28 protein-coding genes and 3 tRNA genes are annotated in these 26,007 nt (G+C 70.3%); 8 read left to right on the top strand and 23 right to left on the bottom strand.

Translation table 11 applies throughout. From position 1 onward, the window contains the following. Window positions 1-14 precede the first annotated feature (14 nt). Window positions 15-758: a hypothetical protein gene (locus tag RIN75_RS03260; protein ID WP_309110218.1), complete on the bottom strand. Its 744-nt coding sequence runs from the start codon at window positions 756-758 to the stop codon at window positions 15-17. Between the two features lie 277 nt (window positions 759-1,035). On the opposite strand from RIN75_RS03260, the gene RIN75_RS03255 reads away from it, so the two are divergent. After that, window positions 1,036-1,464 carry a hypothetical protein gene (locus RIN75_RS03255; protein WP_309110217.1) on the top strand — a complete coding sequence of 143 codons (429 nt, stop codon included), beginning with the start codon at window positions 1,036-1,038 and terminating at the stop codon, window positions 1,462-1,464. Here the strand turns inward: RIN75_RS03255 and RIN75_RS03250 are convergent. Further along, on the bottom strand, window positions 1,359-2,243 hold the full coding sequence (locus RIN75_RS03250) for a ribonuclease Z (RefSeq protein ID WP_309110216.1): 885 nt from the start codon (window positions 2,241-2,243) through the stop codon (window positions 1,359-1,361). The two genes, RIN75_RS03255 and RIN75_RS03250, sit on opposite strands and share 106 nt — an antisense overlap. 17 nt (window positions 2,244-2,260) lie before the next feature. Here RIN75_RS03250 and RIN75_RS03245 point away from each other — a divergent pair, with 17 nt between their 5' ends. Then, a complete protein-coding gene (locus RIN75_RS03245) occupies window positions 2,261-3,076 on the top strand; it encodes a serine hydrolase domain-containing protein (protein ID WP_309110215.1) in 816 nt (271 codons plus the stop codon). Here RIN75_RS03245 and RIN75_RS03240 read toward each other — a convergent pair. From RIN75_RS03240 to RIN75_RS03230, 3 genes are read right to left on the bottom strand one after another with little or no spacing between them, the layout of a single operon-like run. Then, window positions 3,042-4,019, bottom strand: a complete 978-nt coding sequence (locus RIN75_RS03240) for an NAD(P)-dependent alcohol dehydrogenase (RefSeq protein ID WP_309110214.1) — start codon at window positions 4,017-4,019, stop codon at window positions 3,042-3,044. The two genes, RIN75_RS03245 and RIN75_RS03240, sit on opposite strands and share 35 nt — an antisense overlap. A gap of 5 nt (window positions 4,020-4,024) precedes the next feature. Beyond that, entirely contained in the window at window positions 4,025-4,243 is a 219-nt protein-coding gene (locus RIN75_RS03235; protein WP_375295896.1) for a helix-turn-helix transcriptional regulator, read from the bottom strand. Continuing rightward, on the bottom strand, window positions 4,244-4,654 hold the full coding sequence (locus tag RIN75_RS03230; protein ID WP_309110212.1) for a hypothetical protein: 411 nt from the start codon (window positions 4,652-4,654) through the stop codon (window positions 4,244-4,246). 198 nt (window positions 4,655-4,852) lie between these two features. On the opposite strand from RIN75_RS03230, the gene RIN75_RS03225 reads away from it, so the two are divergent. Continuing rightward, window positions 4,853-5,515, top strand: coding sequence for a hypothetical protein (locus RIN75_RS03225; protein ID WP_309110211.1), 663 nt, complete (start codon window positions 4,853-4,855; stop codon window positions 5,513-5,515). A 404-nt stretch (window positions 5,516-5,919) separates the two neighbouring features. Further along, complete coding sequence (locus RIN75_RS03220) at window positions 5,920-6,099, top strand: hypothetical protein (protein ID WP_309110210.1); 180 nt, start codon at window positions 5,920-5,922, stop codon at window positions 6,097-6,099. Here the strand turns inward: RIN75_RS03220 and RIN75_RS03215 are convergent. From RIN75_RS03215 to RIN75_RS03185, 7 genes are all read right to left on the bottom strand, one after another. After that, a tRNA-Arg gene (locus RIN75_RS03215) sits at window positions 6,073-6,145 on the bottom strand. The two genes, RIN75_RS03220 and RIN75_RS03215, sit on opposite strands and share 27 nt — an antisense overlap. Window positions 6,146-6,184: 39 nt before the next feature. Continuing rightward, window positions 6,185-6,274 (bottom strand) — tRNA-Ser (locus RIN75_RS03210). A 152-nt stretch (window positions 6,275-6,426) separates the two neighbouring features. Continuing rightward, window positions 6,427-8,400, bottom strand: coding sequence for an acetoacetate--CoA ligase (locus RIN75_RS03205; protein ID WP_309110209.1), 1,974 nt, complete (start codon window positions 8,398-8,400; stop codon window positions 6,427-6,429). Window positions 8,401-8,459: 59 nt separating this feature from the next. Then, a complete protein-coding gene (locus RIN75_RS03200) occupies window positions 8,460-9,224 on the bottom strand; it encodes an ESX secretion-associated protein EspG (protein WP_309110208.1) in 765 nt (254 codons plus the stop codon). Beyond that, entirely contained in the window at window positions 9,221-10,480 is a 1,260-nt protein-coding gene (locus RIN75_RS03195) for a PPE domain-containing protein (protein ID WP_309110207.1), read from the bottom strand. The genes RIN75_RS03200 and RIN75_RS03195 overlap by 4 nt, the downstream gene beginning before the upstream one ends. Then, on the bottom strand, window positions 10,477-11,367 hold the full coding sequence (locus tag RIN75_RS03190) for a hypothetical protein (protein WP_309110206.1): 891 nt from the start codon (window positions 11,365-11,367) through the stop codon (window positions 10,477-10,479). Before RIN75_RS03190 ends, RIN75_RS03195 begins: the two co-directional genes overlap by 4 nt. Window positions 11,368-11,516: 149 nt before the next feature. After that, window positions 11,517-12,200 carry a dienelactone hydrolase family protein gene (locus tag RIN75_RS03185; RefSeq protein WP_309110205.1) on the bottom strand — a complete coding sequence of 228 codons (684 nt, stop codon included), beginning with the start codon at window positions 12,198-12,200 and terminating at the stop codon, window positions 11,517-11,519. Window positions 12,201-12,318: 118 nt separating this feature from the next. Between RIN75_RS03185 and hisC the strand changes: the two genes are divergently transcribed. Further along, window positions 12,319-13,380 (top strand): histidinol-phosphate transaminase, encoded by a 1,062-nt coding sequence (gene hisC / locus RIN75_RS03180; protein WP_309110204.1) that lies wholly within the window; start codon window positions 12,319-12,321, stop codon window positions 13,378-13,380. Here the strand turns inward: hisC and RIN75_RS03175 are convergent. Continuing rightward, window positions 13,377-14,129 (bottom strand): sulfite exporter TauE/SafE family protein, encoded by a 753-nt coding sequence (locus tag RIN75_RS03175; protein ID WP_309110203.1) that lies wholly within the window; start codon window positions 14,127-14,129, stop codon window positions 13,377-13,379. The two genes, hisC and RIN75_RS03175, sit on opposite strands and share 4 nt — an antisense overlap. 283 nt (window positions 14,130-14,412) lie before the next feature. Further along, the gene (locus tag RIN75_RS03170) at window positions 14,413-15,357 is read right to left on the bottom strand and encodes an SMP-30/gluconolactonase/LRE family protein (RefSeq protein WP_309110202.1); all 945 of its coding nucleotides are present in this window, start codon (window positions 15,355-15,357) and stop codon (window positions 14,413-14,415) included. Between the two features lie 84 nt (window positions 15,358-15,441). On the opposite strand from RIN75_RS03170, the gene RIN75_RS03165 reads away from it, so the two are divergent. Further along, on the top strand, window positions 15,442-15,873 hold the full coding sequence (locus RIN75_RS03165) for a MarR family transcriptional regulator (RefSeq protein WP_309110201.1): 432 nt from the start codon (window positions 15,442-15,444) through the stop codon (window positions 15,871-15,873). Window positions 15,874-15,995: 122 nt separating this feature from the next. On the opposite strand, the gene RIN75_RS03160 is transcribed toward RIN75_RS03165, so the two are convergent. After that, window positions 15,996-16,898, bottom strand: a complete 903-nt coding sequence (locus RIN75_RS03160) for a neutral zinc metallopeptidase (RefSeq protein ID WP_309110200.1) — start codon at window positions 16,896-16,898, stop codon at window positions 15,996-15,998. A 620-nt stretch (window positions 16,899-17,518) separates the two neighbouring features. Beyond that, window positions 17,519-19,240: a bifunctional metallophosphatase/5'-nucleotidase gene (locus RIN75_RS03155; protein WP_309110199.1), complete on the bottom strand. Its 1,722-nt coding sequence runs from the start codon at window positions 19,238-19,240 to the stop codon at window positions 17,519-17,521. Between the two features lie 138 nt (window positions 19,241-19,378). Here RIN75_RS03155 and RIN75_RS03150 point away from each other — a divergent pair, with 138 nt between their 5' ends. Next, window positions 19,379-19,849 (top strand): MarR family transcriptional regulator, encoded by a 471-nt coding sequence (locus RIN75_RS03150; RefSeq protein ID WP_309110198.1) that lies wholly within the window; start codon window positions 19,379-19,381, stop codon window positions 19,847-19,849. Window positions 19,850-19,873: 24 nt separating this feature from the next. Next, window positions 19,874-19,958 (top strand) — tRNA-Ser (locus RIN75_RS03145). 76 nt (window positions 19,959-20,034) lie between these two features. Here RIN75_RS03145 and RIN75_RS03140 read toward each other — a convergent pair. The 7 genes from RIN75_RS03140 to RIN75_RS03110 form a co-directional block, all read right to left on the bottom strand. Then, complete coding sequence (locus tag RIN75_RS03140) at window positions 20,035-21,309, bottom strand: tyrosine-type recombinase/integrase (RefSeq protein WP_309110197.1); 1,275 nt, start codon at window positions 21,307-21,309, stop codon at window positions 20,035-20,037. Then, window positions 21,309-21,488 carry a helix-turn-helix domain-containing protein gene (locus RIN75_RS03135; RefSeq protein ID WP_309110196.1) on the bottom strand — a complete coding sequence of 60 codons (180 nt, stop codon included), beginning with the start codon at window positions 21,486-21,488 and terminating at the stop codon, window positions 21,309-21,311. The genes RIN75_RS03140 and RIN75_RS03135 overlap by 1 nt, the downstream gene beginning before the upstream one ends. A 15-nt stretch (window positions 21,489-21,503) precedes the next feature. After that, complete coding sequence (locus tag RIN75_RS03130; RefSeq protein ID WP_309110195.1) at window positions 21,504-23,111, bottom strand: replication initiator; 1,608 nt, start codon at window positions 23,109-23,111, stop codon at window positions 21,504-21,506. After that, entirely contained in the window at window positions 23,108-24,526 is a 1,419-nt protein-coding gene (locus RIN75_RS03125; protein WP_309110194.1) for an FtsK/SpoIIIE domain-containing protein, read from the bottom strand. The genes RIN75_RS03130 and RIN75_RS03125 overlap by 4 nt, the downstream gene beginning before the upstream one ends. Window positions 24,527-24,953: 427 nt before the next feature. Further along, entirely contained in the window at window positions 24,954-25,184 is a 231-nt protein-coding gene (locus tag RIN75_RS03120; protein ID WP_309110193.1) for an AMED_5909 family protein, read from the bottom strand. Window positions 25,185-25,200: 16 nt separating this feature from the next. After that, entirely contained in the window at window positions 25,201-25,506 is a 306-nt protein-coding gene (locus tag RIN75_RS03115) for a hypothetical protein (RefSeq protein WP_309110192.1), read from the bottom strand. A gap of 1 nt (window position 25,507) precedes the next feature. Next, entirely contained in the window at window positions 25,508-25,972 is a 465-nt protein-coding gene (locus tag RIN75_RS03110; protein ID WP_309110191.1) for a hypothetical protein, read from the bottom strand. Between the last annotated feature and the right edge of the window lie 35 nt (window positions 25,973-26,007).

Here is a 26,007-nt window from a genome sequence, read left to right as displayed (position 1 = left end):
ACCGCCCTCCACCTTCACCCCTCCCCCGCCGCGGCCCAGCGTCGCGCCACTTCCCCGGCGGTCCAGTACGTGCTGCCGGTGCCGCCCACCACCGGGTCCACCGCCAGTCCCACCCCGGGCGTCCCGGCGAGCCGCCCGAGCAGGTGGACGCCCTCGCTGCGCCAGTACTCGATCTCGTCCCGACGGGACGTGTTCCACTCGTCGATCAGGTTCGACAGGTGGCTTTCGTCGACCTCGATCCGCGCCCTGCCCGTGCCGGCTCGGCCGTAATCGCGTTCGGCTTCGACGAGTTCGGCCAGTTCCACCCCGTCGGGCGCGGGTAGTGCGCGTTGGAGTTCGCGCACGACCGACTCCGCGAGCTTGGGCGCGACTTTGTTGGTGGTGGACCTGGCCCACCCCTTACCGCGTCGGGCGGCCAGCAGGTCGAGCCGGCCGAGCAGCCACAAGGCGTTCAACGCGCTGTCGCGCGGTGTGTTGTACGCGTACCTGAGGATGTCGCGGTTCTTCTCGTCGCGGGTGGCCCGTCGAATGGCGCGGTCGACCTGCCACACGATCTTCGCGAGGACGTGCCATTCGTCGTCGTGCGGGTGGACGTGCAGGTGTCGACCCAGATCGGAGCGCCGAACCTCCATCAGGTCGAGCCCGCGCACGCCGAACTTCTTGTGCAGCGAACCCATCGGCACGGACAAGGGAACCCTCTCGCCGAAGCAGCGGACGGCCGGCGTGCGCCGCCGGCTCGTGCGCAGATCTTCCGACACCGGAAACGTTCGTTCAACTCGGCACCGCGGCACACCGGAAGCGTTTCCGCACAAGTACGGGAATCGCGATGCGCGAACTGGGGAAATTCCGTGGACTTTCCGCTCCACGCGGCATGGACTTGTCGCCCACTTTCCGGAAACTTTCCCCTCCCCGGGACGGACTCGCGAAGATCATCGGCGACTTTCCGGCATATTGCGAAAACCATCGTTGCCGAATTGCGCGCCGGCCGGCTTCACTGGAGATCGACAACTCGACCCGCGACACCTGGAGCCGACCATGCCCGCCCCGCGCGACCCGAGCACCTGGCCCGCCCTGCTGCACCGGCTCGCCACCAGCTGGGCCGCCCTGCTGCGCCTGCTGGTGGGGCTCCTGCTGGCCGCCGCCGTGGTGGTCGGCGCGCTGCACGCGGCGGGCGACGTCGTGATCCACGTCGGGCCGTTCGGGGTCGAGCACCGGGTGGTGGAGCCCGCCGAGGTCAAGCCGGCCGAGGTGCAGCCGCTCGTCGTGGTGCCGGGCAGCGGCCAGCCGGGCGGTGGGCAGCCGGGCAGCGGCCAGCCGGGTGTCGACCAGCCCGGGCAGGGGCCGGGCGCGGACCGCGGTCAGCGGCGGCGTGGCACCGGGACCCGGTCGAGGTCGGCGGCGACCACCAACTCGCCGTCGAACACCTCCGCCGCCTCCGCCCGGAACAGCTCGGGATCGGTGTAGCGCTGGGAGAAGTGGGTCAGCACCAGCTTGCGCACCCCGCTCTCGGCCGCCACCCGCGCCGCCTGCCGCGCGGTCAGGTGGCCGTACTCGACCGCCAGCCGCTCGTCCGCGTGCAGGAACGTCGACTCGATCACCAGCAGGTCCGCGCCGTCCGCCAGCTCGTACACCCCGTCGCACAGCCGGGTGTCCATGACGAACGCGAACCGCTGACCCGGCCGCGGCACGCTGACCTCGTCCAGCAGCGGCGGGGTCAGCGCGCGCACCGCCGGTCCGCTGATGCCGTGCTCCGCCAGGAGTTCGGGGACCATGCGCCGGCCGTCCGGCTCCACCACGCGGTACCCGTAGGTCTCGATCACGTGGTCCAGCCTCCGCGCCTCCAGCACGCCGAACGGGCCGTCGGCGACCACGCCCGGCCCGTCCACCGGCACCTGGCGCAGGTCCAGCGCGTCGAAGAACGAACTGGCGTGCCGCAGCCGCCCGAAGTACTCCTCGCCGGACGCCGGGTAGTAGGCGTGCACGGGGTGCGGCGCGCGGTCCAGGGACAGCCGCTGCACCACGCCGGGCACGCCCAGGCAGTGGTCGCCGTGGAAGTGCGTGACGCACAGCCGGGTGACGTCCCGCGCGGGCACGCCGGCGAGCAGCATCTGCCGCTGGGCGCCTTCGCCGGGGTCGAACAGGAAACCCTCGTCGTCCCACCGCAGCAGGTAGCCGTTGTGGGCGCGGGTGCGGGTGGGTACCTGGCTCGCGGTGCCGAGCACGACCAGCTCACGGGGTGACACATGGCAGAGTCTGCGGCATGGAGAGTCTGCACGTGGTGTCCCGGTGGCCGGTCGAGACGGCGGCGGTCGCGGTGGTCGACGCCTCCGGGCGGGTGCTCGGCGCGACCGGCCCGACCGACCACCGCTTCCCCCTGGCCTCGGTGACCAAGCTGCTCACGGCGTACGCGGTGCTGGTGGCCGTGGAGGAGGGAGCGGTGGAGTGGGACCAGCCGGCCGGGCCGGAGGGGTCGACGCTGCGCCACCTGATCGCGCACACGTCCGGGCTGGCGTTCGACTCGTCCGCGGTCCAGGCCGCGCCGGGGACGAAGCGGATCTACTCCAACACCGGCTTCGAGCTGATGGCGGACACGGTGGCGGCGGCCACCGACATCCCGTTCGCGGACTACCTGACCGAGGCCGTGTTCACGCCGCTGGGCATGACATCGTCCACTTTGGACGCTTCACCCGCCGCCGGCGCCACGTCCACCGTGGACGACCTGGTCCGGTTCGCAGCCGAGGTGCAGGCCCCGAAGCTGGTGTCCGCCGGGCTGGTGGCCGAGGCCGTGTCGGTGGCCTTCCCGGGGCTGCGCGGGGTGCTGCCCGGCTACGGGATGCAGAAGGAGAACGACTGGGGCCTGGGCTTCGAGATCCGGTCGACCAAGTCGCCGCACTGGACGGGCACCACCAGCTCGCCCCGGACGTGCGGGCACTTCGGGCAGAGCGGCACGTTCCTGTGGATCGACCCGGACGCGGGCGCGGGGTGCGTGGCGCTGACCGACCGGCGGTTCGGCGAGTGGGCCGTGGAGGCGTGGACGCCGTTCACGGACGGGGTGCTGGCGGAACTGCGAGGCTGATCACGGCCTGCCCGCGCACGTCACCCCGGCGCACGTCCTCGATGGCCGTGGGGACCTGGTCGAGGGGGTAGACCCGGTCGAGCACCGGGCGGACCTTGCCGTCCTCGATCAGGTCCTTGAGGGCCAGCAGGTCGTCCCGGCTGTCCCGGTGGACCAGGACCTTGGGTTTGAACCGGCGGAACGGGGCGGTGAGCACGGCCCGCAGCCACCGGTCGACGCCCATGAACCACTTGCCGCCGCTGCCGCCGACCAGGACCAGCGTGCCGCCGGGTTCGATGACCCGGCCGCAGTCCTTCAGCGACGGGTTGCCGAAGACGTCGATGAGGCTGTCGAACGTCCGGCCGCCGCCGAACTCGTCGCGGGTGTGGTCGAGGACGTGGTCCGCCCCGAGGCCGCGCACCAGGTCCGCTTTGGCGGGCGAACAGATCCCGGTCACCTCCGCGCCCTGCGCCTTGGCGAGCTGGACCGCGTACGTGCCGACCCCGCCGGACGCGCCGGAGATCAACAGCCGCCGGCCGGTCGCCGCGCGGAGCGCCTGGATCGCGGTGAAGGCGGAGATCGGGACGGCGGCGGCCTCCGCGAGCGTCAGGTTCGCGGGTTTCGGCACGAGCTGCTGTTCCGGCACCGCCACGTACTCGGCGCAGGTCCCGGCGTGCCAGCCGAACACCTCGTCGCCCGGGTGGAGCGTGGTCACCCCGGGGCCGACGGCTTCGACGGTGCCCGCGAGTTCGAGCCCGAAGAACCGGTTGCGCGGTCTTGTCAGCCCGGTGGCGAACCGGGCCACGTAGGGCAGGCCGCGGACGAGGTGCCAGTCCGTGCCCGAGAGCGGCACCGCCGCGACCCGCACCAGCACCTCCCCCGCACGCGGTTCGGGCCGGTCGACCGCTTCGACGGTCAACACCTCCGCCGGGTCGCCATAGCGTTGGTGCACAAGGGCTTTCACGTGGCTCACTCCTCGGGGTACTGGAAGACGTCGGTCAGCGGCACGCCGAACACGCGCGCGATCTGGAAGGCCATCTCCAGCGAGGGCGAGTACTTGCCCTGCTCGATGGCGATGATGGTCTGGCGGGTCACGTCCACGGCCTTCGCCAGTTCCGCCTGCGTCATCTCGCCGTGCGCGAACCGCAGCGCCCGGATCGAATTGGTCACCTTCGTCGGCTTGCCCACTCAGAACCCCCGCCGGTAGGCGACGAGCTTGACGACGCTGCCGACCACCGCCGCGAGCACGAACACCGCGTACATCGCGTTGGCGATCCAGAAGTGCCGCGCTTCGAGCAGGGTCAACGCGAGCGGCAGGACCATCCCGACCCCGAGCACCGCGCCACCGACGTACTCGCCGATCCGGTTGATGTCCCGGTCCCGGACGTCGGTCTTCTGGTCGCCGCGCGCGAAGACCTCGACCAGGATGCGCCCGACGACGGACGCCGCGACGGCGATCCCGATGGCCCACAACAGGGTGCTCTTGTACGCGACGTCGACCAGCGGCCCGCTCCGTCTGAGCAGGATGACCGCGTACGCCACGTACGTGCCGAGGGTGACCACCAGGTACACCCACGTCCCGCGCTCTTCGTACGACACCCCGACCCCTTCGGTGTAAAGAAAACCTGACACGAGCCAGTGTCAAGCTCGGGGGACATGATGTCAAGAGTCTTTGACACCGGTCGGCCGTCCGGGACAGTCCCGGTGCAGCTCAGGCGCTTGTCGGACACCGGTTCGCACGGCTTGTCTCCGTTTCGAGCGACTTGGCGCTCGACACCCCTGATGGAGGAGAAGGCAGTGATCACCCTGCTCAAGCGAACCGCCACCCGCGCGGCCCTGGCACTGGCCGTCGCCGGTGTGCTGGGAACGGTCGCCCTGACCGCGTCCGACCGCGAGCCCGAGATCGTCCCGGTCGCCGCCGCGACGGAGGCCGACCGGGCGAGCCTGGGCGCGGAGACCGTGCGCGCGCTGGACAACCTGGCCAGGACCGGCAAGCTCTCCGCCGCCGACCGCAAGGCCCTGGCGAAGAACCGCAAGGTGGCCGCGCAGGTCGTCGACCCGGCCAAGACCAAGGTCCATGACGTCTCCACCGCCGCGGCGGGCAAGGCGGGCAAGAAGGGCTGCCACCGCGCGGACCGCTACATCTCCTACAAGACCGTGCTGGGCGCCAAGGCGTTCGAATGGCACAAGGTCCTGCACTACTGCTGGTCGGCGAACGGCAAGGTCACCATCAAGGAGCGCCGGCACTACATCAAGAACAACGACGGCTTCAACTACGACCGCGGGCTGGTGAGCAACACGCAGAGCGGCAAGAACACGCCGCACTACGCGTCGACGATGCAGGGGAAGGTGGAGAACTGCATCGTGAAGTACGGGTGCATCAGGATGAACAACCCTTACATCCGGATCGTGGTCAACGGCAACAAGGGCTTGCCGTACCAGATCTGGCAGCGCCCCTGACCTTTGCGGGGGACCGCCGCGAGACCTCGTCTCGCGGCGGTTCTCGCTTGTCGCAGAGGTCGTGGCCGCAGGCCTTTCGTGCGTCGGCGACCATGTGGACGATGCGGTCGCGAGCGCGCGTGAGAACGTCGCCAACCCGCTCGGACCCAGCAGGACCGCCGCGTCGGCCAATCCGGGATGGCTTTCGTCCGGGGCTCTCACCGAGTGCCGCCAGGCTTGGGGACCGGAACGGCACCACGGTCCCACTGTCCTCTGTGGATGATCACGGGCTTCGACCCCGACCACCTGGTCGGCGTCATCGAGCGGACTGCCGAGGCGGCCGGGAGGCGGAATGACCACCGGGGTCAGGCGGAGAGTCGGGTGGCACTCGGGTCGGCGTGGTGGTTCTCGCGGCCGTTGGGAGCGTGCTGCTCGACGCGCAGGCGCACGCGGTGCTCGTGGCGTTCCACAAGCGCACGGCGCACCTGTGTGACGGCACGCTGCCGCTGCTGGCCGGTTCGTACGTCTACGTGATAAAGCAAGAACCGCCGCGAGACATCACGGCGGTTCTTGTGGAGCGCGCTCGACAGGATTCGAACCTGTAACCTTCTGATCCGTAGTCAGATGCTCTATCCGTTGAGCTACGAGCGCATCGTTCTTCAGTTGTCACCCGACCGGGGTCGGGTGTTGCGGAGGCTCCGGGATTTGAACCCGGGATGGGCGGTAAACCCAAACCGCATTAGCAGTGCGGCGCCATAGACCAGACTAGGCGAAGCCTCCCGGAGCCCTGCGGTACGACGCATAGGTTACACATGCCTGCCGCCTACTGGCAAAACGCCCCCCTCCTGACCCCATAACCACTGGTCAGAGGGCGTGAAGGGGGCGTTCACCGGGGGTTCAGGAGGCGTGCGTGTGGCGTACGTCTCCCGAGATCATCGTGAAGCCAGGGCCAGGAACGGGGTCAGGGCGTCCGGGTTGCGCAGGGCGTCTCGGCTCACCGCCTGCTCCGGAGGGGTGCCGGCCAGTATCTTCTTGACCGGGACCTCGCACTTCTTGCCGTTCAACGTCCTCGGGATCTCGGCGACGGCGATGAAGCGGTTGGGGACGTGGCGCGGGGACAGGTTGGTGCGCAGTTCCGTCTTCAGCACCGGCTCCACCGACGACAAGTCCACGCCCGGCGCCAGAACCAGGAAGCACAGCAGCTCGCCATCGGTCTGGCCGGCACCGGACGTGTCGATCACCAGGGAGTCCACGACACCGTCGATGCCCTCCACGACCCGGTAGAACTCGCTCGTCCCCATCCGCACCCCGCCGCGGTTCAGCGTCGAGTCGCTGCGGCCGTAGATGACCGCCGAACCGCGAGGCGTGATGCGGATCCAATCGCCGTGCCGCCACACGCCGGGATAGGTGTCGAAGTACGCCTCGCGCAGCCTCGACCCGTCGTCGTCGCCCCAGAAGAACACCGGCATGGACGGCATCGGTTCGGTGATCACCAGTTCGCCGACCTGGTCGACCACCGCAACTCCCGACTCGTCGTACGCCTGCACGGCCGCGCCCAGCGCCCGGCACGACAGCTCGCCCAGCCACACCGGCAGGTCCGGGGCCGCCGCGACGAACGCGGTGCACAGGTCGGTGCCGCCGGACACCGAGGCGATCTGGATGTCGCGGCCGACCGCGTCCGCGATCCACCGGAAGCCCTCGGGGGTCAGCGGCGCGCCGGTGGAGCCGACCACCTTCAAACCCGTGAGGTCGTAGCGGGTCGCGGGCTTCAGGTCTTCCTTGAGGCACGACTGGATGTACGGGGCGGACGTCCCGAAGTACGTCACGCGGTGCTGTTCGGCCAGGTGCCACAGGACCGACAGGTCCGGGTGCGCGGGACTGCCGTCGAACAGCACGATCGTGGTGCCCACCAGCAGGCCGGACACCAGGAAGTTCCACATCATCCAGCCGGTCGTGGTGAACCAGAAGAACCGGTCGCCCGGGCCGAGGTCGCTGTGCAGCGCCAGCATCTTCAGGTGCTCCAGCACGATCCCGCCGTGCCCCTGGACGATGCCCTTGGGCAGGCCGGTCGTGCCGGACGAGTACAGGACCCACAGCGGGTGGTCGAACGGGACCGGCTCGAAGGCCAGTTCGGCGTCCGCGTGCGAGTGAAGCAGGGAGTCCCACGCGACCGTGCCGGGCAGGGTGCCGCCCAGGTAGTCGACCAGGACGGTGGCGCGCAGGGACGGGATCTCCGCCCGCAGCTTCTCCACCGTCGGCCGCACGTCGAACCCGCGCCCGTTGTACCGGTACCCGTCCACGGCGACCAGCACGGTCGGCTCGATCTGGGTGAACCGGTCGGCGATCGCCCGCGCGCCGAAGTCCGGCGAGCACGACGACCACACCGCGCCCAGCGACGCCGCCGCCAGGAACGCGATCAGGGCCTCCGGCGAGTTCGGCACCAGCGCGACCACCCGGTCGCCCTTCGACACCCCGAGTTCCACGAACCCGGCCCGCACGGCTGCCACCCGGCGGCGCAGCTCGCGGTAGGTCAGCTGGGACGCCAGCCCGTCCTCCCGGTGGAAGATCACCGCCAGGTCGTCGGTGTCGTGCCGCAACGCGTGCTCGGCGTAGTTCAGGGACGCGCCCGGGAACCACTCCGCGCCGGGCATCGTCCGGGCGCCCAGCACGGCCGTGGGCGCGCTGTGGAACGCCACCTCGAAGAACTCGGCGAGAGCGCCCCAGAACGCCTCCAGGTCGGTCACGGACCACTCGTACAACGCCGCGTAGTCCTCGAACGAGAGGCCCTTCTCGTCGGCGAGCCAGGTGCGGAACGCGGCCATGCGGCTGTCCGCGACCCGGTCTGGGTCGGGACGCCACAGCAGCTCTGCCTCGCCGGCGGCGGTGCCGGCACGCATGTCGGTCATACCTGAAGTTCCTAGCTCATCGGAGCGCCCGGAACCACAGTCGCCAACCACACAACGGGCTAGTTCCGGCCGGCGCCCGCCACCAGTTGCTCGACCGCCGAGGCCAGCCTCTGGCCGTCCACGGGCGCGACGACGAGCCACGTCCCGTCCCGCCGGACCAGGTACCGGCCGTCGGCGGTGTCCAGCCACGACACGGTGTCACCGGTCGGGTGCAGGTAGCCGTTGCGGTTGCGGGCGATCACGCCGACCTGACCGCCGCCGCGGCGGGTGGTGACGGCGCGCATGAGCGTGTTCGCCTCGGGTTCGCGCAGGCCGGCGCGGCGCAGCACGTCCAGGAAGCCCTCGGTGCCGTCCTGCTCGCCGGCGCGGCCCGCCTCCAGGTAGTCGTCCCAGCGGACGTTGACCGAGCGGCCCGCGCCGGGCGGTGCGGGCGGCAGGGTGCCGACGGTGGTGGCGGCCAGCGCGGTGGGCCGGAACCCGGTCACCTGGACCTGTTCGCCGACCCGGCCCGCGAACGCGCCGTGCCACGCGGCGGTGGCCAGGCCGCGGGCCTGCTCGCCGCCGCGGGTGAACACGACCTCCAGGCCGATCTCGAACTCCGCCAGGCCGCGCAGGACCCCGTACAACTCCTCGTCGGGCCGCTGCACGGTGCCCAGGCCGCGCGCGAACAGGTCGCGGGACGTGGTCTCGACGAGCCGCGCCCGCTCCTGCTGGGTGTGTCCGTAGTGCCGGGTGCCGAGGGGGACCGGATGAGCCTCGCGGTGGACCGCCTGCCACAGCAGGAAGAACTCCAGCGCGCTCAACCGGAAGACTCTGTCGGTCACAGGCCGATCACCGGGGGTGCGGCCTTGCGGTCGACGCCGAACACGTTGTCCTCTTCCTCCAGGTACCCGGGCCGGTTGCGCTCGCTGTTGCCGGCCGAGTTGCCGGCCACGGGCGGCGGGGCGGCCATGGGCGCCGCGCCGATCATGCCGGACTGCGGGGTGACCGCCTTCGACGACGAGAACTGGCTGGTCACGCTGCCCGGGTGGGCGCCACCGGTCCGGTCGCCGACGAAGCCGGGGGTCGCCGCGGGGCTGCCCAGCGGGCCACCGCCACCACCGCCGCCGGACGCGCCGCCCATCACGGGCATGGGCATCCGACCGGGCGCGTAGCCGCCGCGACCGCCGCCACCGCGGCCCTGCTGCGGGGTGGTGTGCTCGCGACCGGGCTGCTGCTGCTGGGGCTGACCGGCGACGACGTGGCCACCACCGGACGTGTCCACCGGCGGCGCGCTGGGACCCGTCGGCGGCACCACGGGCGGCGGGGGCGGCGGCGCGACCGGGTTGGGCGGCGGCGCGAACGACGGCACGGTCCGGTCCACCAGGTACGAGTTCTGCTGGAACATCGCCATGACCTCGGCGGCCTGGCGGTGCGAGGCGTCCGCGGTCAGCACGGAGTCCACGGCGGGCGCGCCGACCCGGTCGATGCCGGTGAACGGGCTGGTCGGCGTGGTCGGCGTGACCACCGGCTCGGCCGGGTCGCGCAGGCTGTCGACCGGCAGGCGGTCCTCGTACACCGAGTCCACCAGCGGGCGGCGGGCCGAGACCAGCGGCGAGCGGATCGGCGCCGGGGCGACCGGGGTCGCGGTGCCGGTGTCCGGCGTGACGGCCGGGTCGGGCAGCGGCGGCGGGGGGACCGGCGCGGGCATCATCTCGCGGGCGGTCTGCACGTGCTGGATCTCGTCGCCGATGCACTTGGCCACGTTCTCCGCGTGGTCGCTGGTGTTCAGCGCCCACTTCTCCACCGACTCCAGCGCCTCCCGCGCGCGGTCGGCCGACTCGCCGGACCACGCCTGCTGGGACTGGGCGATGGCGCGCGCGAGCAGTTCGTGCACGTCGGCGAGCTGCTTGCCGACGGCGGTCCAGTCGGCCTGCGCGGAACCGGCGGCCTTCAGGTCGACGCCCTCGTGGATCATCTTGTAGAGGGCTTCGTGCGAGTAGGTCATCCAGTCGACCTTCTGGCCGAGGTCGCTGGGCTTGTCGTGGCCGTGGTGGTTGCCGTTGTTGGCCTTGCCCTGGCCGTTGTTGTTCCCGCTCACGAGCCCTTGACCTCCCCCGCCGCCTTGCCGAACGCGTCCGCGGCCTCGTCGTCCGCGTCCTCCAGGTTGCGTGCGGCGTCGCGGATGGTCTTCTCGACCTCGAACAGCACGTTCAGGAAGTCGCCGATGACGGACACGGCGGACGCGTCGTCGCCCACGGCCACCTCGCGCAGCCGGCGGCTGATCGCCTCGCCGACCCAGTTGTTGCCGAACTTCAGTTCCACGTCGAGGTTGTCGACGGCGGTGCGGTGGACGTTGTCGACCACGTCGCGGGCCTGGGTGATCAGCTTGATCAGGTCCTGCACGGCCTGCTTGTCCAGGTCGAGCTTGACCTCGCCCTCGTCGACCGCGTCGAGGGCCGTGGTGGCCTTCTGGAGGTCGGCCTGGGCGGCGGTGGAGAAGGTCGGGCCGTCAGCGGCGAGCGTCTCCGGCTTGATCACCTGGGTGGCGGACTGGTCGGCCACGGCCGGAGCGGTCGCGGCCGGAGCGGTCGCGCTCGGCTGGGCTCCAGTCGCGAACGTCGGGCCGTCAGCGGGCGCGGCCGGTGCCGGCGGCGTGACCGGTTGCGCGCCGGTGCTGAAGGTCGGCGCGTCAGCGGGCGCCGGCGCGGCGGGCGGCGGCGTGATCGGTTGTGCGCCGGTCGCGAAGGTCGGTGCGTCGGTCGGCGGGACCGGTGGCACGGTCGTGGCGAAGGTGGGCGCGTCGGACAGCGCGGGCGCGCTCAGCGTCACGGTCGCCCCGTCGGCGGGCGCCGCGAAGGGACCCACCGCGGTCTGCGGCAGGTCCGCCGGCGTGATCACCTGCGTCGTCGACGTGTCCGGCACCGGGTACGGCGCGCTCACCGGTGGTGCGGGATGTGTCAGTGGAACGGTGTTCCCGTCGCTCATCAGTTACCCCCTGCACTGCGCACTTCGCCGTAGCCGCGCCGCGCGTTACCCAGCCACCGCGTCCGTGTCTGCGTTCCGGACGCACTCCTTAGATGTACCGGGAAGCACGTCCGGTTCCAAGCCGCTGTAAAGACTCTTATAAGAACCCGTCATCGCAGGTGGGAGTCGAACCAGTTGAGCGCGCGCTGCCAGGCTTCGGCGCTGGCCGCCGGGGTGGTGTCGAACCGGTGGCTGGTGTGCCGGAACCGGACCACGTCGGTCGCGACCGGAGCCGCCGCGGCGGCGTCCCGGAGCTTCTCCACGTCCGTGAAGGGGATCTCCTCGTCGTCGTCCCCGTAGAGCCCCAGCCACGGGCACGCCAGTTCCTCGGCGACCTCCACCAGGGACGGCAGTCCCTCGGCCAGCGGTTCCAGGATGCCGCCGCCGCCGACGGTCACCGCGGCACCGATGCTTCGGCTTCCCGCAACCACCATCGCGACCGATCCGCCCAGGTCGAAGCCCATGACGCCGAGCCGGTCCGGGCTCACCCCGCGCTGCCCGAGCCACACGAACGCCACGTCCGTGTCGGCCAGCACCGACTCGCCGGACAGCGCGCCTGCCCGCTCGTCCGCGTCCGCCGGCTCGTCCTCGGCCCCGTGGTAGAGGTGCGGGGCGACCGCGAGCCACCCCTCGGCCGCCAGGCTGCTCACCAGTCCCCGGACGGTGTCGGTCACGCCGCGCGCCTCGTGCAGCACGACGATGCCGCCGCGGACGACGTTCTCCGGCTCGGCGACGGTCAGCCGCAGCGTGCGGCCGTCGGTGAGCGAGAGCGTCTCGGTGCGGGTAGGTGTCATGCGGCAACCCTTCCACGTGGGGGTGAACGGCAGTCAACGTGAGCAACCAGACGGCGGCTATGCCCCATCCGGGTCTTGAGCGGCTAACGTCCTGGTCAGAACCGGAAGGAGTCCTCGGATGACCGTGCGAACCCGCGCAGACCTCTCCGCGCTACCCAGTTACGTGCCCGGCAAAACCATCCCCGGCGCGATCAAGCTGGCCAGCAACGAGGTGTCGGCCGGACCGCTGCCCAGCGTGGTGCGGGCGATCGCGGACGCGGCCACCGCCGTGAACCGCTACCCCGACACCGCCGCCACCGACCTCGTGGCGCGCCTGGGTCAGAAACTCGGTGTGGCTCCGGAGCACGTGGCCGTCGGCTGCGGCTCCGTGACGCTGTGCCAGCAGGTGGTGCAGGCCACCTGCACGGAGGCCGACGAGGTGGTGTTCCCGTGGCGGTCCTTCGAGGCCTACCCGATCATCACCCAGGTCGTGGGCGCGCAGCAGGTGCGGGTGCCGCTGACCGCGGGCCACGGCCTGGACATGGACGCCATGGCCGCCGCGATCACGCCGAAGACCCGGCTGGTGTTCGTGTGCAACCCCAACAACCCCACGGGCACGGCGCTGCGCACCGAGGAGATCGAGCGGTTCATCGAGCGGGCGCCCGCCGACGCGCTGGTCGTGATCGACGAGGCCTACCGGGAGTTCGTGGACGACGACGCGATCCCGGACGGCGTGGAGCTGGCGAAGCGGCAGTGGGCGGCGGGCCGGGACAACGTGGCGGTGCTGCGGACGTTCTCCAAGGCGTACGGCCTGGCCGGGCTGCGCGTGGGCTACGCGGTGGCCTCGCCGCAGGTGGCCGAGGCGCTGCGCAAGGTCTACGTGCCGTTCAGCGTGAACGCGCTGGCACAGGTGGCCGCGATCGCGTCGCTGGACGCCGAGGACGAGCTGATGGCGCGGTGCCGGGCGATCGTCGGCGAGCGGGCGCGGGTGCGGTCGGAGCTGATCGCCGCCGGGTTCGAGGTGCCGGTGAGCCAGGCGAACTTCGTGTGGCTGCCGCTGGGCGAGCGCACCGCCGCGTTCAACGAGCACTGCTTGGCGCACAAGGTGATCGTGCGCGCGTTCGTCGGTGACGGGGCGCGGGTGACGATCGGCGAGCCGGAGGAGAACGACGCTTTCCTGGCCGCCGCGAAGTCGTTCTAGTCCTTGACGAGGAGCTGGACGATGGCCGCCACTCCCACCAGCACGATGACCGCCCGCAAGGCGGTCGGTGGGAGTCGGCGGCCGACCTTCGCGCCGATCTGGCCGCCGATGACCGACCCGACCGCGAGCAGCGCGACGGCGAGCCACGCCACGTCGGCGATGAAGATGAACAGGATGCCCGCGACCAGGTTCACGAAGGCCGTGAGCACGTTCTTGAGGGCGTTCATCCGCTGGAGGTGCTCGTCCATGAGCACGCCCATCAGCCCCATCACCAGCACGCCCTGCGCGGCGCCGAAGTAGCCGCCGTAGATGCCCGCGAGGAACACGCCGACCCACAGCGACAGCCCGCCGTGCTCGTGCCGTTCCCGTTCGGCGAGCTTGCGGTTGAGCCAGGGCTGGAGCACGACGAGGACGAGCGCGATCGCGATGAGCACGGGCACGATCGCCGAGAACGCGTCCTCCGGCAGGGTCACCAGCAGGACCGCGCCGACGATCGCGCCGAGGACCGACGCGGGCAGCAGCCTTTTCACGCGGCCGGCTTGCCCGGTGAGTTCCCTGCGGTAGCCGAACGCGCCGCTCAACGACCCGGGCACCAGGCCGAGGCTGTTGGACACGTTCGCGGTGACCGGCGGGTACCCGACGGCCAGCAGCACCGGGAAGGTCACCAGCGTGCCGGACCCGACCACGGTGTTGATGCCACCCGCGAAGACCCCGGCGAGGACGACGAGGATCGCCTCCAACGTCGTCACGTCCACCCCCACTCGGCCAGTTGGTTAGCGACGCTAACACTCCGGGCGGACGAACGCGGTGTGGCCCGCACGACAAAGGGGCGCGGCCCACCCGGACCGCGCCCCCGCCACCGAACTCACGCCGTCCGGCGCCTGCCGCTCACGACGGCGGCGAACCCAAGTGCGGTCGAGACCCTTGCCCGCTGCGGGTTGCCGACGTCCCCCGATGCCGCCGCCGAGCAGGTGCTCACGTTCTTCCCGGCGGGAGCTACTTGACCGGCAAGATCAGGAAAGGGTTTCCCGATCACAGTTCGCGCAGGGTGAAGGTGTCGGACGTGGTGCCGGTGAGGAGTGCGCCGACGTTTCCGTCCACTGCGTAGCTGCCGTGCGGCGAATGGGCGATCGTGGTTGGTTCGTCGTCGCCCCACGGGGCGGTGCGGTGGGTGGTGTGGGCGGTGTGCCAGTTGTCGGTGGAGTGGAGGACGGTGACGGCGTTGGTGCCGGGTGCGCCGAGGCTGTTGGTGACGACCGCGAGGCTGCCGTCGGGGCGTAGGGCCAATCCGTCGGCGCCGGTGAGGTTGGTGTCGGTGGTGATTTCGGTGAACGCCGCCGGGTTGTCGACGGGGATCTTGAAGAGCGTGCCGGTGTCGTAGCGGCCCGCGATCAGGTAGCCGGACGGGTGCCAGGCGATGCCGTTGAGGCCGATGGTGGTGCTGCCGAAACGCGGGTCGCGGTGCAGGACGGTGGCGCGGCCGTACGGGTCGACGCGGTAGATCGCGTCGGAGGCCGGGTCGGTGACGTAGGCGTTGCCGCGCCGGTCTACTGCGACGTCGTTGGCGCCGTGCCGGCCTTCGCCGATCGCCAGGTCCACGAAGTGCAGGAGGCGGCCGGTGACCAGGTCGTAGACCGCCAGGCCGGAGGACTTGTAAGTGGTGTCGGCCGTGGACCGGGCGCCCAGGCCGATGTCGGCGAAGGTGACGTAGAGCTTCGTGCCGACGGCGTGGATGCCGAACGTCGAGACCATGCGCGGGTCGCGGACCAGGGTCTTCGTGGTGCCGTCGCGGCGGACGACCTCGACGGTGCCGTGGCGGATCGAGCCGACCAGGAACGTCCGGCGGACCGGGTCCCACGTGATCCCTTCCGGGTGGAGTTCGGCCGAGTGCCCGGTGATGACGTGGGTCTTCGGGGTGGCCTGTGCCGGCGCGGCGACCAGTAGCAGAGCCGCGACCAGGGCAATCAGGAGACGCATGATGCTCCGTCCTCGTAGGTGAGTACGTGGACGAAGTTAGATCAGAACTCTGATAGTCGTCAACGGGTTACTACGATGGCGACCATGGGCATGCCGTTCGAGGAGCGCCTGGGCGGCGACATCAAGCACGCGGAACACGCGCTGATGCAGGCCAAGCAGCAGGCCGTGCGGCCGGCGGGGCTGACCGTGGCGCAGTACGCGACCTTGCTGGTGCTCAGCGAGAACCCCGGCGTGTCAGCGGCCGAACTGGCCCGCAAGTGCCGGGTGACGCCGCAGACGATGACGACGATCCTGCGGAACCTGGAAGCGGGCGGCTTGATCGCCCGGGTTCCGCACGAGGTCCACCGGAATGTTTTGGAGACGCGGCTGACCGAGGCGGGTCGGAGCACGTTCGAGACGGCCGACGTGCGGGCGTCGGCGGTGGAGCGGCGGTTGGCCGACGAGTTCTCGGAGGAGGAGCGGGTCACGCTGCGGGCGTTGCTGGCCCGGGCGGTGACCGCCCTCGGCGGGGAGTAGGCGGCCGGTCAGCCCGGTTTGTCGGTGTCGGCCCGGTTTGTCGGTGTCAGCCCGGTTTGTCGGTGTCAGCCCGGTTTGTCGGTGTCAGCCCAGGTTGTCGGTGTCAGCCCAGGTTGTCGGTGTCAGCCCAGGTTGTCGGTGTCGAAGGTGCCGCAGCGGGCGGGGTCGCCGGTCTCGTAGCCGAGGGTGTACCACTTCTGGCGCTGGGCCGACGTGCCGTGCGTGAACTGGGTGGTGTCGATCCGGCCGCCGCCGAGTTCGCGCTGGATGAAGTCGTCGCCGATGCGGGCCGCCGCGTCCAGCGCCGCCTCGATGTCCTCCTGCGTCACGCCGGTGATGAGCGGCTTGCCGGAGGCCGTGGGGATCGTGGTGGCGTGGTTGGCCCACGCGCCGGCGTAGCAGTCGGCCTGCAACTCCAGGCGTACCGCGTCCGACTTCGGGCCGCTGCGGGTGCGGACCCGGTCGGACGTGCCGAGCAGGTTCTGCACGTGGTGGCCGTACTCGTGGGCCAGGACGTAGGCCTCCACGAACGGGCCGCCGGTCGCGCCGAACTTCTGCTGCAACTCCTGGAAGAAGTTCAGGTCGATGTACACCTGGGCGTCGGCCGGGCAGTAGAACGGGCCGACCGCCGAGGACGCGTTGCCGCAGCGGGTCTGGACGCCGCCGGAGAAGAAGTTCGTCTGGGCGGGCTGGTAGGTGTTGCCCGAGCGGGCGAACTGGTCGGTCCAGAAGCTCTGGATCGAGTTGATGAAGGCCACCGCGCGGCAGTCGGCCTCGCGGTTCGCGTCCGCGCCGGTCCGGCATTTCTGCTTGATGGACTCCGAGCCGACCTGCTGGTCACGGCCCACGTCGGAGAAGCCCGAGCCGGCTGGGAGTTCGACGCCGCCGCCGAGCTGGGACAGCACGAAGTAGATGATCAGGCCGACGATCCCGAGCCCACCGCCGCCCAGGGCGACGCGTCCGCCCACGCCCCGCTGGTCGGTGACCTGTGACGTGTCCAGCTCGGCATCTTCGTTGAACTGCACGCTGTCCTCCAACCGCGCACCCTTACGGCGCCGATCACGATAGCCGCACTCGGGTACCGCGATCACCGTCGCGGACACCGTGTCGGTGAACGGTTGGCGGACGCGTGGACACGCCCGGGTGCGGAGCCCGACGTCGCCGGCACCGCACCCGGGTTTCTTCCTTATGTGGAGTGACGTTCTCCGCGGTCGTGACGAGGTGGCGTGGACCTCGGCCGGTGCCGACGTGCGAGACGACACCAGGATTCGCACCGGGGTCAACAGCGTCGTACGCGCCCATCACGCCCGGAGCGCCGCGCGCTCGAAACCTCGTGGGAACCGCTCACGATCGCGACCGGGACGCTCTGCACCATCATCCCACCCGCGGGGTTGCGGCCGAACGCGGATCGCCACAGCGAGGACTTCTCTGCACCGCACCACCTACCCCTTCCGGGCGTGCCCGCGGAGGTTCTTGCTGTTGGAACACCTCGCGGCAGGTCCACCCCCAAGGATGCGCTTGATCGGCGCGTTATTCAACCGTTCACCGTGGCCCTGAACTGGTGAAACGATCCTCATCCGTCTCAGTGGGACGGTTGTCGCGCACGGTGAGCGGACCGTTGCGGGCCCGCTCACCGCGCGTGTCGTCACGCCACGTTCGTGATGCGACCGGTCGCCGGGGCGGTGATGCCGTCGTGCGCCTTCAGGTAGGCGATGAACCCGTCGAGGTCGATGCCGCCGCCGGTGATCTCCGTGCCGCCGGTGAAGGCGGAGAAGCCGTCGCCGCCGCCCTGGAGGAACGAGTTGATCGTGACCCGGTAGTTCGCGGCCGGGTCGAGCGGGGCGCCGTTGAGGACGACGTTGGACACCTTCGAGCCGATCGGCGCGGACGCCGACCAGGTGTAGGTCAGGCCCGCCGACGGCTGGAGCACGATCTGCCGGGTCGCGCCGTTGACGACCTGCCACTGCTGCTCCAGCGCCGCCTTGATCTGCGCGCCGGTCAGCGTGACCGTCTGGAGGATGTTGCCGAACGGCTGCACGGTGAACGCCTCGCCGTAGGTCACCACGCCCGCGCCCTCACCGGCGGGCGAGGAGGCGTAGGTGAGGTCCGCGCGGACACCGCCCGGGTTCATCAGCGCGAGGACCGCGCCGTTGCCCTTGGTCGCCTCCAGCTGCGAGTCGGCGATCAGCAGGCCCAGCGGCTGCTCGCCGGACGGGGTCGCGGCGCGCACGATGTCCCCGCCGATCCTGGCGACCGGCTGGTTCGCGATCGGGCCCGACTTCTCCTTGGCCAGGTCGATGATCGCCTGGACCTCCGGGTCCGCCGGCACGTCGCGGGTGACGATGTGGTTGCGCGCCCTGGTCTCGGAGCGGATGACGTCCCGGCTGCGCTTGTCGATCTTCAGGTCCACCACGGACAGCTCGCGGCCGAACGCCAGGCCCTCGATGAACGGGCGCGGGTTGCCGTCCGGGTCGTTGACCGTGCAGTTGTAGTGCTGGTGGCTGTGGCCGGAGAAGACCGCGTCGATCTTCGGGGACACGCTCTCCGCGATGATCTGGCCCGGGCCCTTGGTGGCGTTGAGGCGGCAGTCGTCCGGGCCGCCGCCCTGCGTGTTGTCGCCCTGGTGGATGAGCAGCACGATCGACTTCACGCCGAGCCAGTTGAGCAGGTCGGCGTACCGGTTGGCGGCGGCGATCTCGTCGCCGAACTTCAGCTCCTTGATGCCGTTCGGGTCGACCAGGATCGGGACGTCCTTGAGCGGCATGCCGATGAAGCCGATGGGCATGCCGTCGCGGAACTCCACCCAGAACGGGGGCAGCGCGGGCCGGCCGTTCTTGGCGAGCGTGACGTTGGCGCCCATGATCGGGAAGTCGGCGCCCTCGTACGACTCGCGGAAGTCGCAGCCGTCGACCGGGTGGCAGCCGCCGCGCTGCATGCGCAGCAACTCCTGGTAGCCCTCGTCGAACTCGTGGTTGCCCGCGGCGGTGGCGTGCATGCCGACCGTGTTGAGGATCTCGATGGTCGGCTCGTCGTGGAACAGCGCGGACACGATCGGCGACGCGCCGATCAGGTCGCCCTGGCCGACGATGACCGAGTTGCGCACCTGCGCTTGGAGGTTCTTGATGTGCGTGGCGTTGTACGCGGCGCCGCCCGCGGTGACCTGGGAGCCGTCGGACAGCGTGACCCGACCGGACGAGCCGGACGGCGGCTCGATGTTGCCGTGCAGGTCGTTGATGCCGATCAGGCGGACGTCCACCGTGCGCGAGGCCTTGTCTTCGGCCTGGGCGGGGGCCTGCGCGAGGGTGACGGCCAGCCCGGACACGGCGGCGAGCGCGAGCGCGGCCGTGGTCCGTCTGAACGAGGTCATAAGGGGGTTCCTCCCTGACGGCGCCCTCGGTAGGAAGGGCGCACCAAGGTCAGGGAGTTTGCCTTTCCAACCTGACGTGCACCAGACACTTGCGTGGATCGTCCGTTAACGGAACTTGCGCGGGCATAGCCTGGTGGGGTGACTGAGCAGGAGCCGCGCTGGCTCGACGACGGTGAGATGCGCGCCTGGCGGAACTACGTGGTGGGCGCCTCCATGCTGGCCGACCGACTGCACCGCGAACTCCAGGACCGGCACGGGGTGTCGCTGGCCGACTACGAGGTGCTGGTCCGCCTGTCCGAGCAGCGCGGCCACCGGATGCGGATGTCGCAGCTGGCGGACGAGGTGGCGTCCTCGAAGAGCCGCGTCTCGCACCAGGTGGCCCGGATGGAGCGCGAGGGGCTGCTGGTGCGCCGGGAGTGCCCGGAGGACGGGCGGGGCGTCTTCGCGGAGCTGACGGAGAAGGGCATGAAGACCCTGGAGGGCGCGGCGCCGACGCACGTCGAGGGTGTCCGGGAACACATGATCGACTTGCTGTCGCGGGAGGAGCAGGAGGTGCTGGCGAAGGTCTTCGACCGGGTCATCACGCACCTGCGCACCCTGGACGGGTAACCTCTCAGCCCGCGACACCTTCGGGGAAGCGTGGCAGAGCGGCCGAATGCACCCGCCTTGAAAGCGGGAGACGGGCAACCGTCCGGGGGTTCAAATCCCTCCGCTTCCGCAGGTAGGAGGGGGTGCGGTACGTCCATTGAGGACTTCCGCACCCCCTCCATGTAGCAACGGGTGTAGCAACGGGCTCAGCCGAGTTCTTCGGTGAGCTTCTTCAGCGCCTCCCGCTTGTCCTCCAGCGAGACGCTTGCGTAGATCGTCATGGTCACGTCGATGGCCGAGTGGCCGACGATGTCCCGGACGATGTGCGGCGGGACGCCCAGGCGGAGGAGCAGGGTTACACACGAGTGCCGCAGGTCGTGAAAGCGCACGCCGTCCAGGCCCGCACGCTTGCGCAGCGGGTACCAGGAGGCGCGGAGGTAGGTCGGGTCGATCGGCCCGCCCTGCGGTGTCGTGAAGACCAGCCCGGAGTCCTCCCAGGCATCGGCCGCTTCCGCCTCATCGTCCTGGCGGTCCCAGTGCTCGATCAGCGCTTCGGCGACCAGTCGGGGCAGCGGCGTAGCCCGTTCCGACCGGTCCGTCTTCGGCGGGACGAACACGAGCTGCTTACCCACGCGCTGGAGTGTCTGCCGGACCTCCAGACTCGGGAAGTGCAGGTCAGCGCAGTCCTCGCAAAATTCGTCAGCGTGTTCCCGGCAGCGTTCATCCCACCCGTCCCAGTCGATGTCAGTCCACCGCAGGCCCAGCAGCTCGCCACGCCGCATCCCGAGGTAGAGCGCCAGGACGTACAGCGCCTCCAGCCGATCCCCTTCCGCCTCCTTGAGCAGCTTGCGCGCCTGGTCCGCGTCGAGACCCCGGTGGACGTCGTACCGAGGTGACTTGACCTGCACGAGCTTGGCGACGTTGCGCGGGATGATCTCCTCCCGCATCGCGTGCTGGAGGGCATTCCGGAGCACGGCGTGCACCTGTTGGATGGTCCGGTCGGACAGCACCAGGCGGCAGCACTTCCCCACCGCACAGCACCGCCGAGCCTCCTTCGGCCGTTTGGCGTCGATCTTGTCCGCACAGCACCGGCAGTCGTGGCGGAGCCGGGTAAGGAACGTCCGCACGTCCTGCGCAGAGAGCCGCTTAAGGGGTTTTGCGCCGAGACCTGGGATCAGGTGCCGGCGGACGACGGCCGCATAACCCTCGACCGTCCGAGGGCGCTTGGTCGCCACGACGTTGTCCATCCAGTACCGGAGGTAGTTCTCCACCTTCCAGCTCTCCGCCGACACCGGAATGCCCGCGTCCGAATCGGCGATCTTCTTCCGGAGCTTCCGCCACGCCTCCTCTTCCTGAGTTGCCGAAACAGTAACCCGCTTCCGGTGACCGGTGGTGGTGAGCACATAGGCAGCACCGACCCACAGCCCGTCTTTGCGCTGGTAGACGGACCCCTCACCGTTCGAACGCTTTCCCCTGGGCATTACGCGGCCTCCCCGATCAGCCGGGAGAGGTACTCCCGGACCGAGCTGACCGGAATGCGGCGACTACCGCCGATCTTCACCGAGGTCAGCTCACCGGCCCTGATCAGGTCGAACACCTTGGTCCGCCCGATCCTCAGCGCACGGGCGACCTCTTCCACGCGGTAAAGCTCGTCGTTCATCTCATCCCCCGTTGATCAAGCAGCATCCGGAATTGCCGAAACATCCGGCGGTGCACTGCCAGCCGCGAGCAAGGCGCGGTCGTACTCCGCTTTCCACGTGACCCGTTGGGCGATGGCGTGCATGAGCAGGTGCGCCCGTGGTGGCACGTTCGGGTCGCCGGGCCGGACCAGGTGCCAGGACAGGTGCGAGGTGTCCCGTTCCGGCTTCTCGATGCCGACAGCCTTGAGCGCTTCCAGGACGAACCGCTTCCGGTCCGCGCGGTGGTCCGCGAGCGTCTTGCCGGACCACTTGCGCGAGACCAGCACCCGCCGGCCGGGCAGGCCGAGGGTGGTCCGGCGGTGCGCCCGCCCCTTGCAGTGCCCCGGCACCATGCGCGAGCCCGCGTTGCGCGGCTGGACCCCGTAGAGCAGCCACACCGCGCACCGGTCCGAGCAGGGCGTGACGGCCAGCTCGTCCGCCAGGCGGTCCGCGTGCCGCCGTTGCCTGTCCGTCTTCTGCTCGACCACCTCACCGATCGACTTGGTGAGGTACTTGGTCAGGTACCCGATGTGGCGTCCGGCTTCTTCGGTGCCGCCGAGGATGCCCTTGGAGTGCACCTGGCGTCCGAACCGCACCACGTGCGCCGGCTCGTCCACCGCCTCAACCGCGTCTTCCCATGTGGTCAGCGGCTGGCGGGTGTCCGGGTCCACGAACGTCTTGGCGTTGCCGTCCCAGACCGGCAGGCGCTCCCCGCCGTAGACCCGTTCGTCGTGGCTGGGCCACCACACCTGGTGGTAGGTAGCCGCAGTAACGAGCCGGATCACGTCGTGCGGGACTGAACCGCGGAATGCCGCATGAAGGTGCGGAGCGGCCCGACGCTGGGGTTCGACGGTGGCGAAGTACTGCACGTCCCACCCGGCGACCCGCCGGAGGTTCTGCCACCACCGGTCAACGAGCGAGGCGAAGTGCACCGCGTCCCGAGCCGCCCGCCGGTAGTCGTAAGCGTCCGGATCCACCGGCGTCCCGTCATCACGCACCCGCCCGTAGGTGTCGAGCGTGAGCGTGACGAACATGGACGGCCGGAACCGCCCCGCGTACTCCCGCCCCACGGTGCGCTTCTCGACCCGCCGCCGAGGCAGCTCAGGCGCGTCCTGCCGCCGCTTCGTGGACCGCTTGACCGGCCGCTTGGCAGGCAGGTCCGGTGAGGGCAGCCGACCCCGCACACCGAGTTGCCGAAGTTCCGCGTCCACCGAGTGGATCTCGTCCCGCAGCTCGTCCGCGTCGCCCGCCTGGCCGTCCTCGACCGCGTCCCGGTACGCCTTGACCAGGTCCGCCCGGAAGGTCAGCAGCTCCTTCTGATCCTGGCTGGGCGGGTCCGGCGTGAAGTCGGGCTCCTCCGCCAGGTGCCAGCCCTCCCGGCACTGCGCCATCCGCAACGCCTTCGCCTTCTTGGCACACGGCCCGCACACGCTCTCGATGGTCGAGCCGCAGGGCACCGCGACGTACCGGACTTCAAAGCTCTCCCGGTCCTCGACTTCCATCGTGAACGGCCGCACGCACACCCCGTGCTGCTCAGCCGCAGCCTTGACCACGTCAAGCGCCATCGGCTGACGCATCCGCTCCGCGCGAGTCCCGCCGCTCATGCCGCAGCACCACCCTCGCTACCGCCAGGCTGGCCGGGAAACTCGTGCACGATCGCCGGGGCGAGGAACAAGCCCAGCTCGACCAGGTCCGCGTCCGTGACGTGGAAGGCCCGAGCCCGGTCCGGTTCGCGCTGCCCGTCCGTCTTCACCCAGGCCACGCCAGGCGTGTTCTCGCTGATCTCGTGCGCCGCCGCCCCGCGCTGCCGGACACCGTCCCCCAACACCATGTCCACCTGTTGCGGTTCATCCAGCCGCAGCGCCACCCGCGTGGTGAACAGGTGCCGGAAGCTCACGACCTCCTTGCGCGGGTCCTGCACCAGCCCCACCACCGCGTAGCCAGGAGCCCGCCCCTGAGAGGTGATCGTCTGGATAGCGCGCGCCGCCCGCTCGCGGAGCTGCTTATCCGGCTGGTAGGCGATCAGGTCCGCCAGCTCGTCCACCACCAGCACCGTGAACGGCTCACCCGTCGAGCGCGCCCACAGCCGGCGTATGCCCCGATACCGGTTGGCCCGCTCCTTGACCTCAGCGGCGATCTCTTCCAGCAGCGCGACGGCGTCCGGGCCGTTGTCGTACACGACGCGGTCGAAGGCGTCCGGGCACTGGCCCAGCTCCATCCCGCCCTTGGGGTCGATCCCCACCAGCCGCACCAGGCCCGCCCGGACCGCCGGGGCGAGCTGCCACACCAGCGACCACAACACCGAGCCCTTACCCGCACCCGGCACACCGACCACGAGCACCTGAGAGCCCAGCAGCCGCAGCCGCCACGGCTTGCCGTTCTCCGTCCGGCCGACTGTCACCCGCCGCAGATCCACCTCCGCCGAGTCCACCAGGGCCGGGACCGGCAGAGGCCGCAGCAGCGGATCACGGTGCACGAAGTCCAGCTCCAACAACCGGGGACGTAGCACCCGCACCCGGCACGACCGAGCTCCGAAGGAGTGCGCCAAGCCGTCCCGCCGCAGCTCCCAGGCTTCCGGCGACTGGGCCGGGATCATCCGCACCCGGACGCGGTCCCGCCAGCCTTCCGACCGCACCCGCCGCAACCTGGGGCGGTGCTCACGACCCCGAGCGTCCTTGGACAGCTCAGCCAGCCGCACGACCGTCCGCCAGCGAGGCACGTACACGGTCACCCGCCGCCACTCCGTCACGACCCGGTACCAGCAGTGCCGAAGGAACGACTCCCGCGCCAGCCCGTACCAGACCGTCAAGGCGCAGACCAGCGACAACACCGCCAGGACCAGCGGCGAGAGCCCGAACCGCCACCAGCACCAGGCCGCCAACGCCGGCACCAATGTGGCCACCGGGTACCGGACGACCAGGAGCACCAAGCGCACGACGAGAACGAGCAGCAGCCACACCAAGGCCAGTAGGCCCGCCAGCCACTTCACCTTGCCCGGCAACAACATCCACCACGGCACCCGAGGCCGAGCACCCTCGAACGGAGCCGGATCAACCCACTTCCCGCCGTTCATCGCGCACCACCCGTACGCACGATGAAGATCAGCGGCAACCACCCCAGGCACCGGCAGCACGTGAACTGATTCGGGGCGAAGACACCGAACCGCTTGCACCCGCCACACCGCCGCCCGTTGGGCAACTTCCACGCAGTCGAGGGACGCCGACTTGACGCACGGCCCCCCGTAGCCCTTACCCTTGACATGACCGGAACCCCTTGTGTGACAACAAAAGCGCGCGAGAAACCCGGTCGGCATGTCGTCGGCTGAACAGTTCCAGGCCCGCCAAGACTTAGGGCTGTTCACCGACGACCACCAACAGGTCAGTGATCGTCTTCAGTTGTGTCGGCAAGGGGCGGGCACTACACCCAGAGCACCCGCCCGACCGCCGTCAATCAGCGTCCGATGTGGACGACTCGCCCTTGATCGCCTCTCCGTTCGCCCGCTCACGGGACGCCCAGTACAGGGCTTCGTGGTGGTGCCCCCGATCCACTTCCGCGATCCGCGCGTACGCCTTGGCGCTGTGCCGGTAGAACGTCCGCCAGCTCGCAGGACCAGCGTCAGGCGCGGGCATCACCTTGCCCAGCGCCTCATGCACCTGCGCCAACGTTTCGCACTCCATCGCAAGCTTCCACAGGTCACGCTTCTTCGGCTGCGCCACCACCGGCCCCCTTGTTCGGGTCGATCAGGTTGACGCGGGCTTGCTCGACACGCGCCCGCCGTTCGAACTCCTCAGCGGCGATGGAACAGGCATGACGAGCCCACAGGGCCACGGCGAGATCAGCGGCCAAGATCCGCCACGCCTGCGCCACCGCCGAGTAACCAACCGCCAGCCGAAGCGCCGCCGCCGGCTCGTCCGAGGCAGCAGCGGCGAACAACGCTTCGGTCTGCTCCGCGTACGCGGTGTTCCACCGGGCGACCGCCTCACGAGACGGCCGCGACACGTCAGGCCGCCTTCTGCTCGCCCTGGGCCGGCTTCTCGCCGGACCGCTTCGGAGCCCCGCCCACCTGCGGCGAAGCAATGCCCGTGGCCCGGATCGTGAACCCCTGGTACTTGAACTTGTCGCCCATGACGCGCGGCTCGACCGTCAGCCCTTCGAACGAGACCGGCCGCACCTCGACACCGGGCATGACCTGCACGGACTGCGGCGGCACCGGCTGAACGTCCGCCAGGATCGTCACCGTCACCGACGCGTCCCGCTCCTTCTCGGCGGACGGGTCCGTGACGACCACCTTCCACTGCCGCTTACCCGTGCGCTCGTCCACCCGCTGCTTCGCCTGCTTGCCGCGCCCACGGTCCTCCGCGCTCAGGTACTCCATGTCCGGCGCGACCTCACCAACCATCAGCGCGCCCTGCGGGAAGACCTGGTCGAACGACGCCGAGAACCGCGTGCCGTACGGAACCGCCATGACTAGCTACCTCCGTCGTCAGCTAGCCCGCCTAT

It is taken from the genome of Saccharothrix sp. (genome assembly GCF_031180885.1).
Lineage (GTDB): Bacteria > Actinomycetota > Actinomycetes > Mycobacteriales > Pseudonocardiaceae > Actinosynnema.
This window is presented reverse-complemented; position numbering and strand designations above follow the sequence as displayed.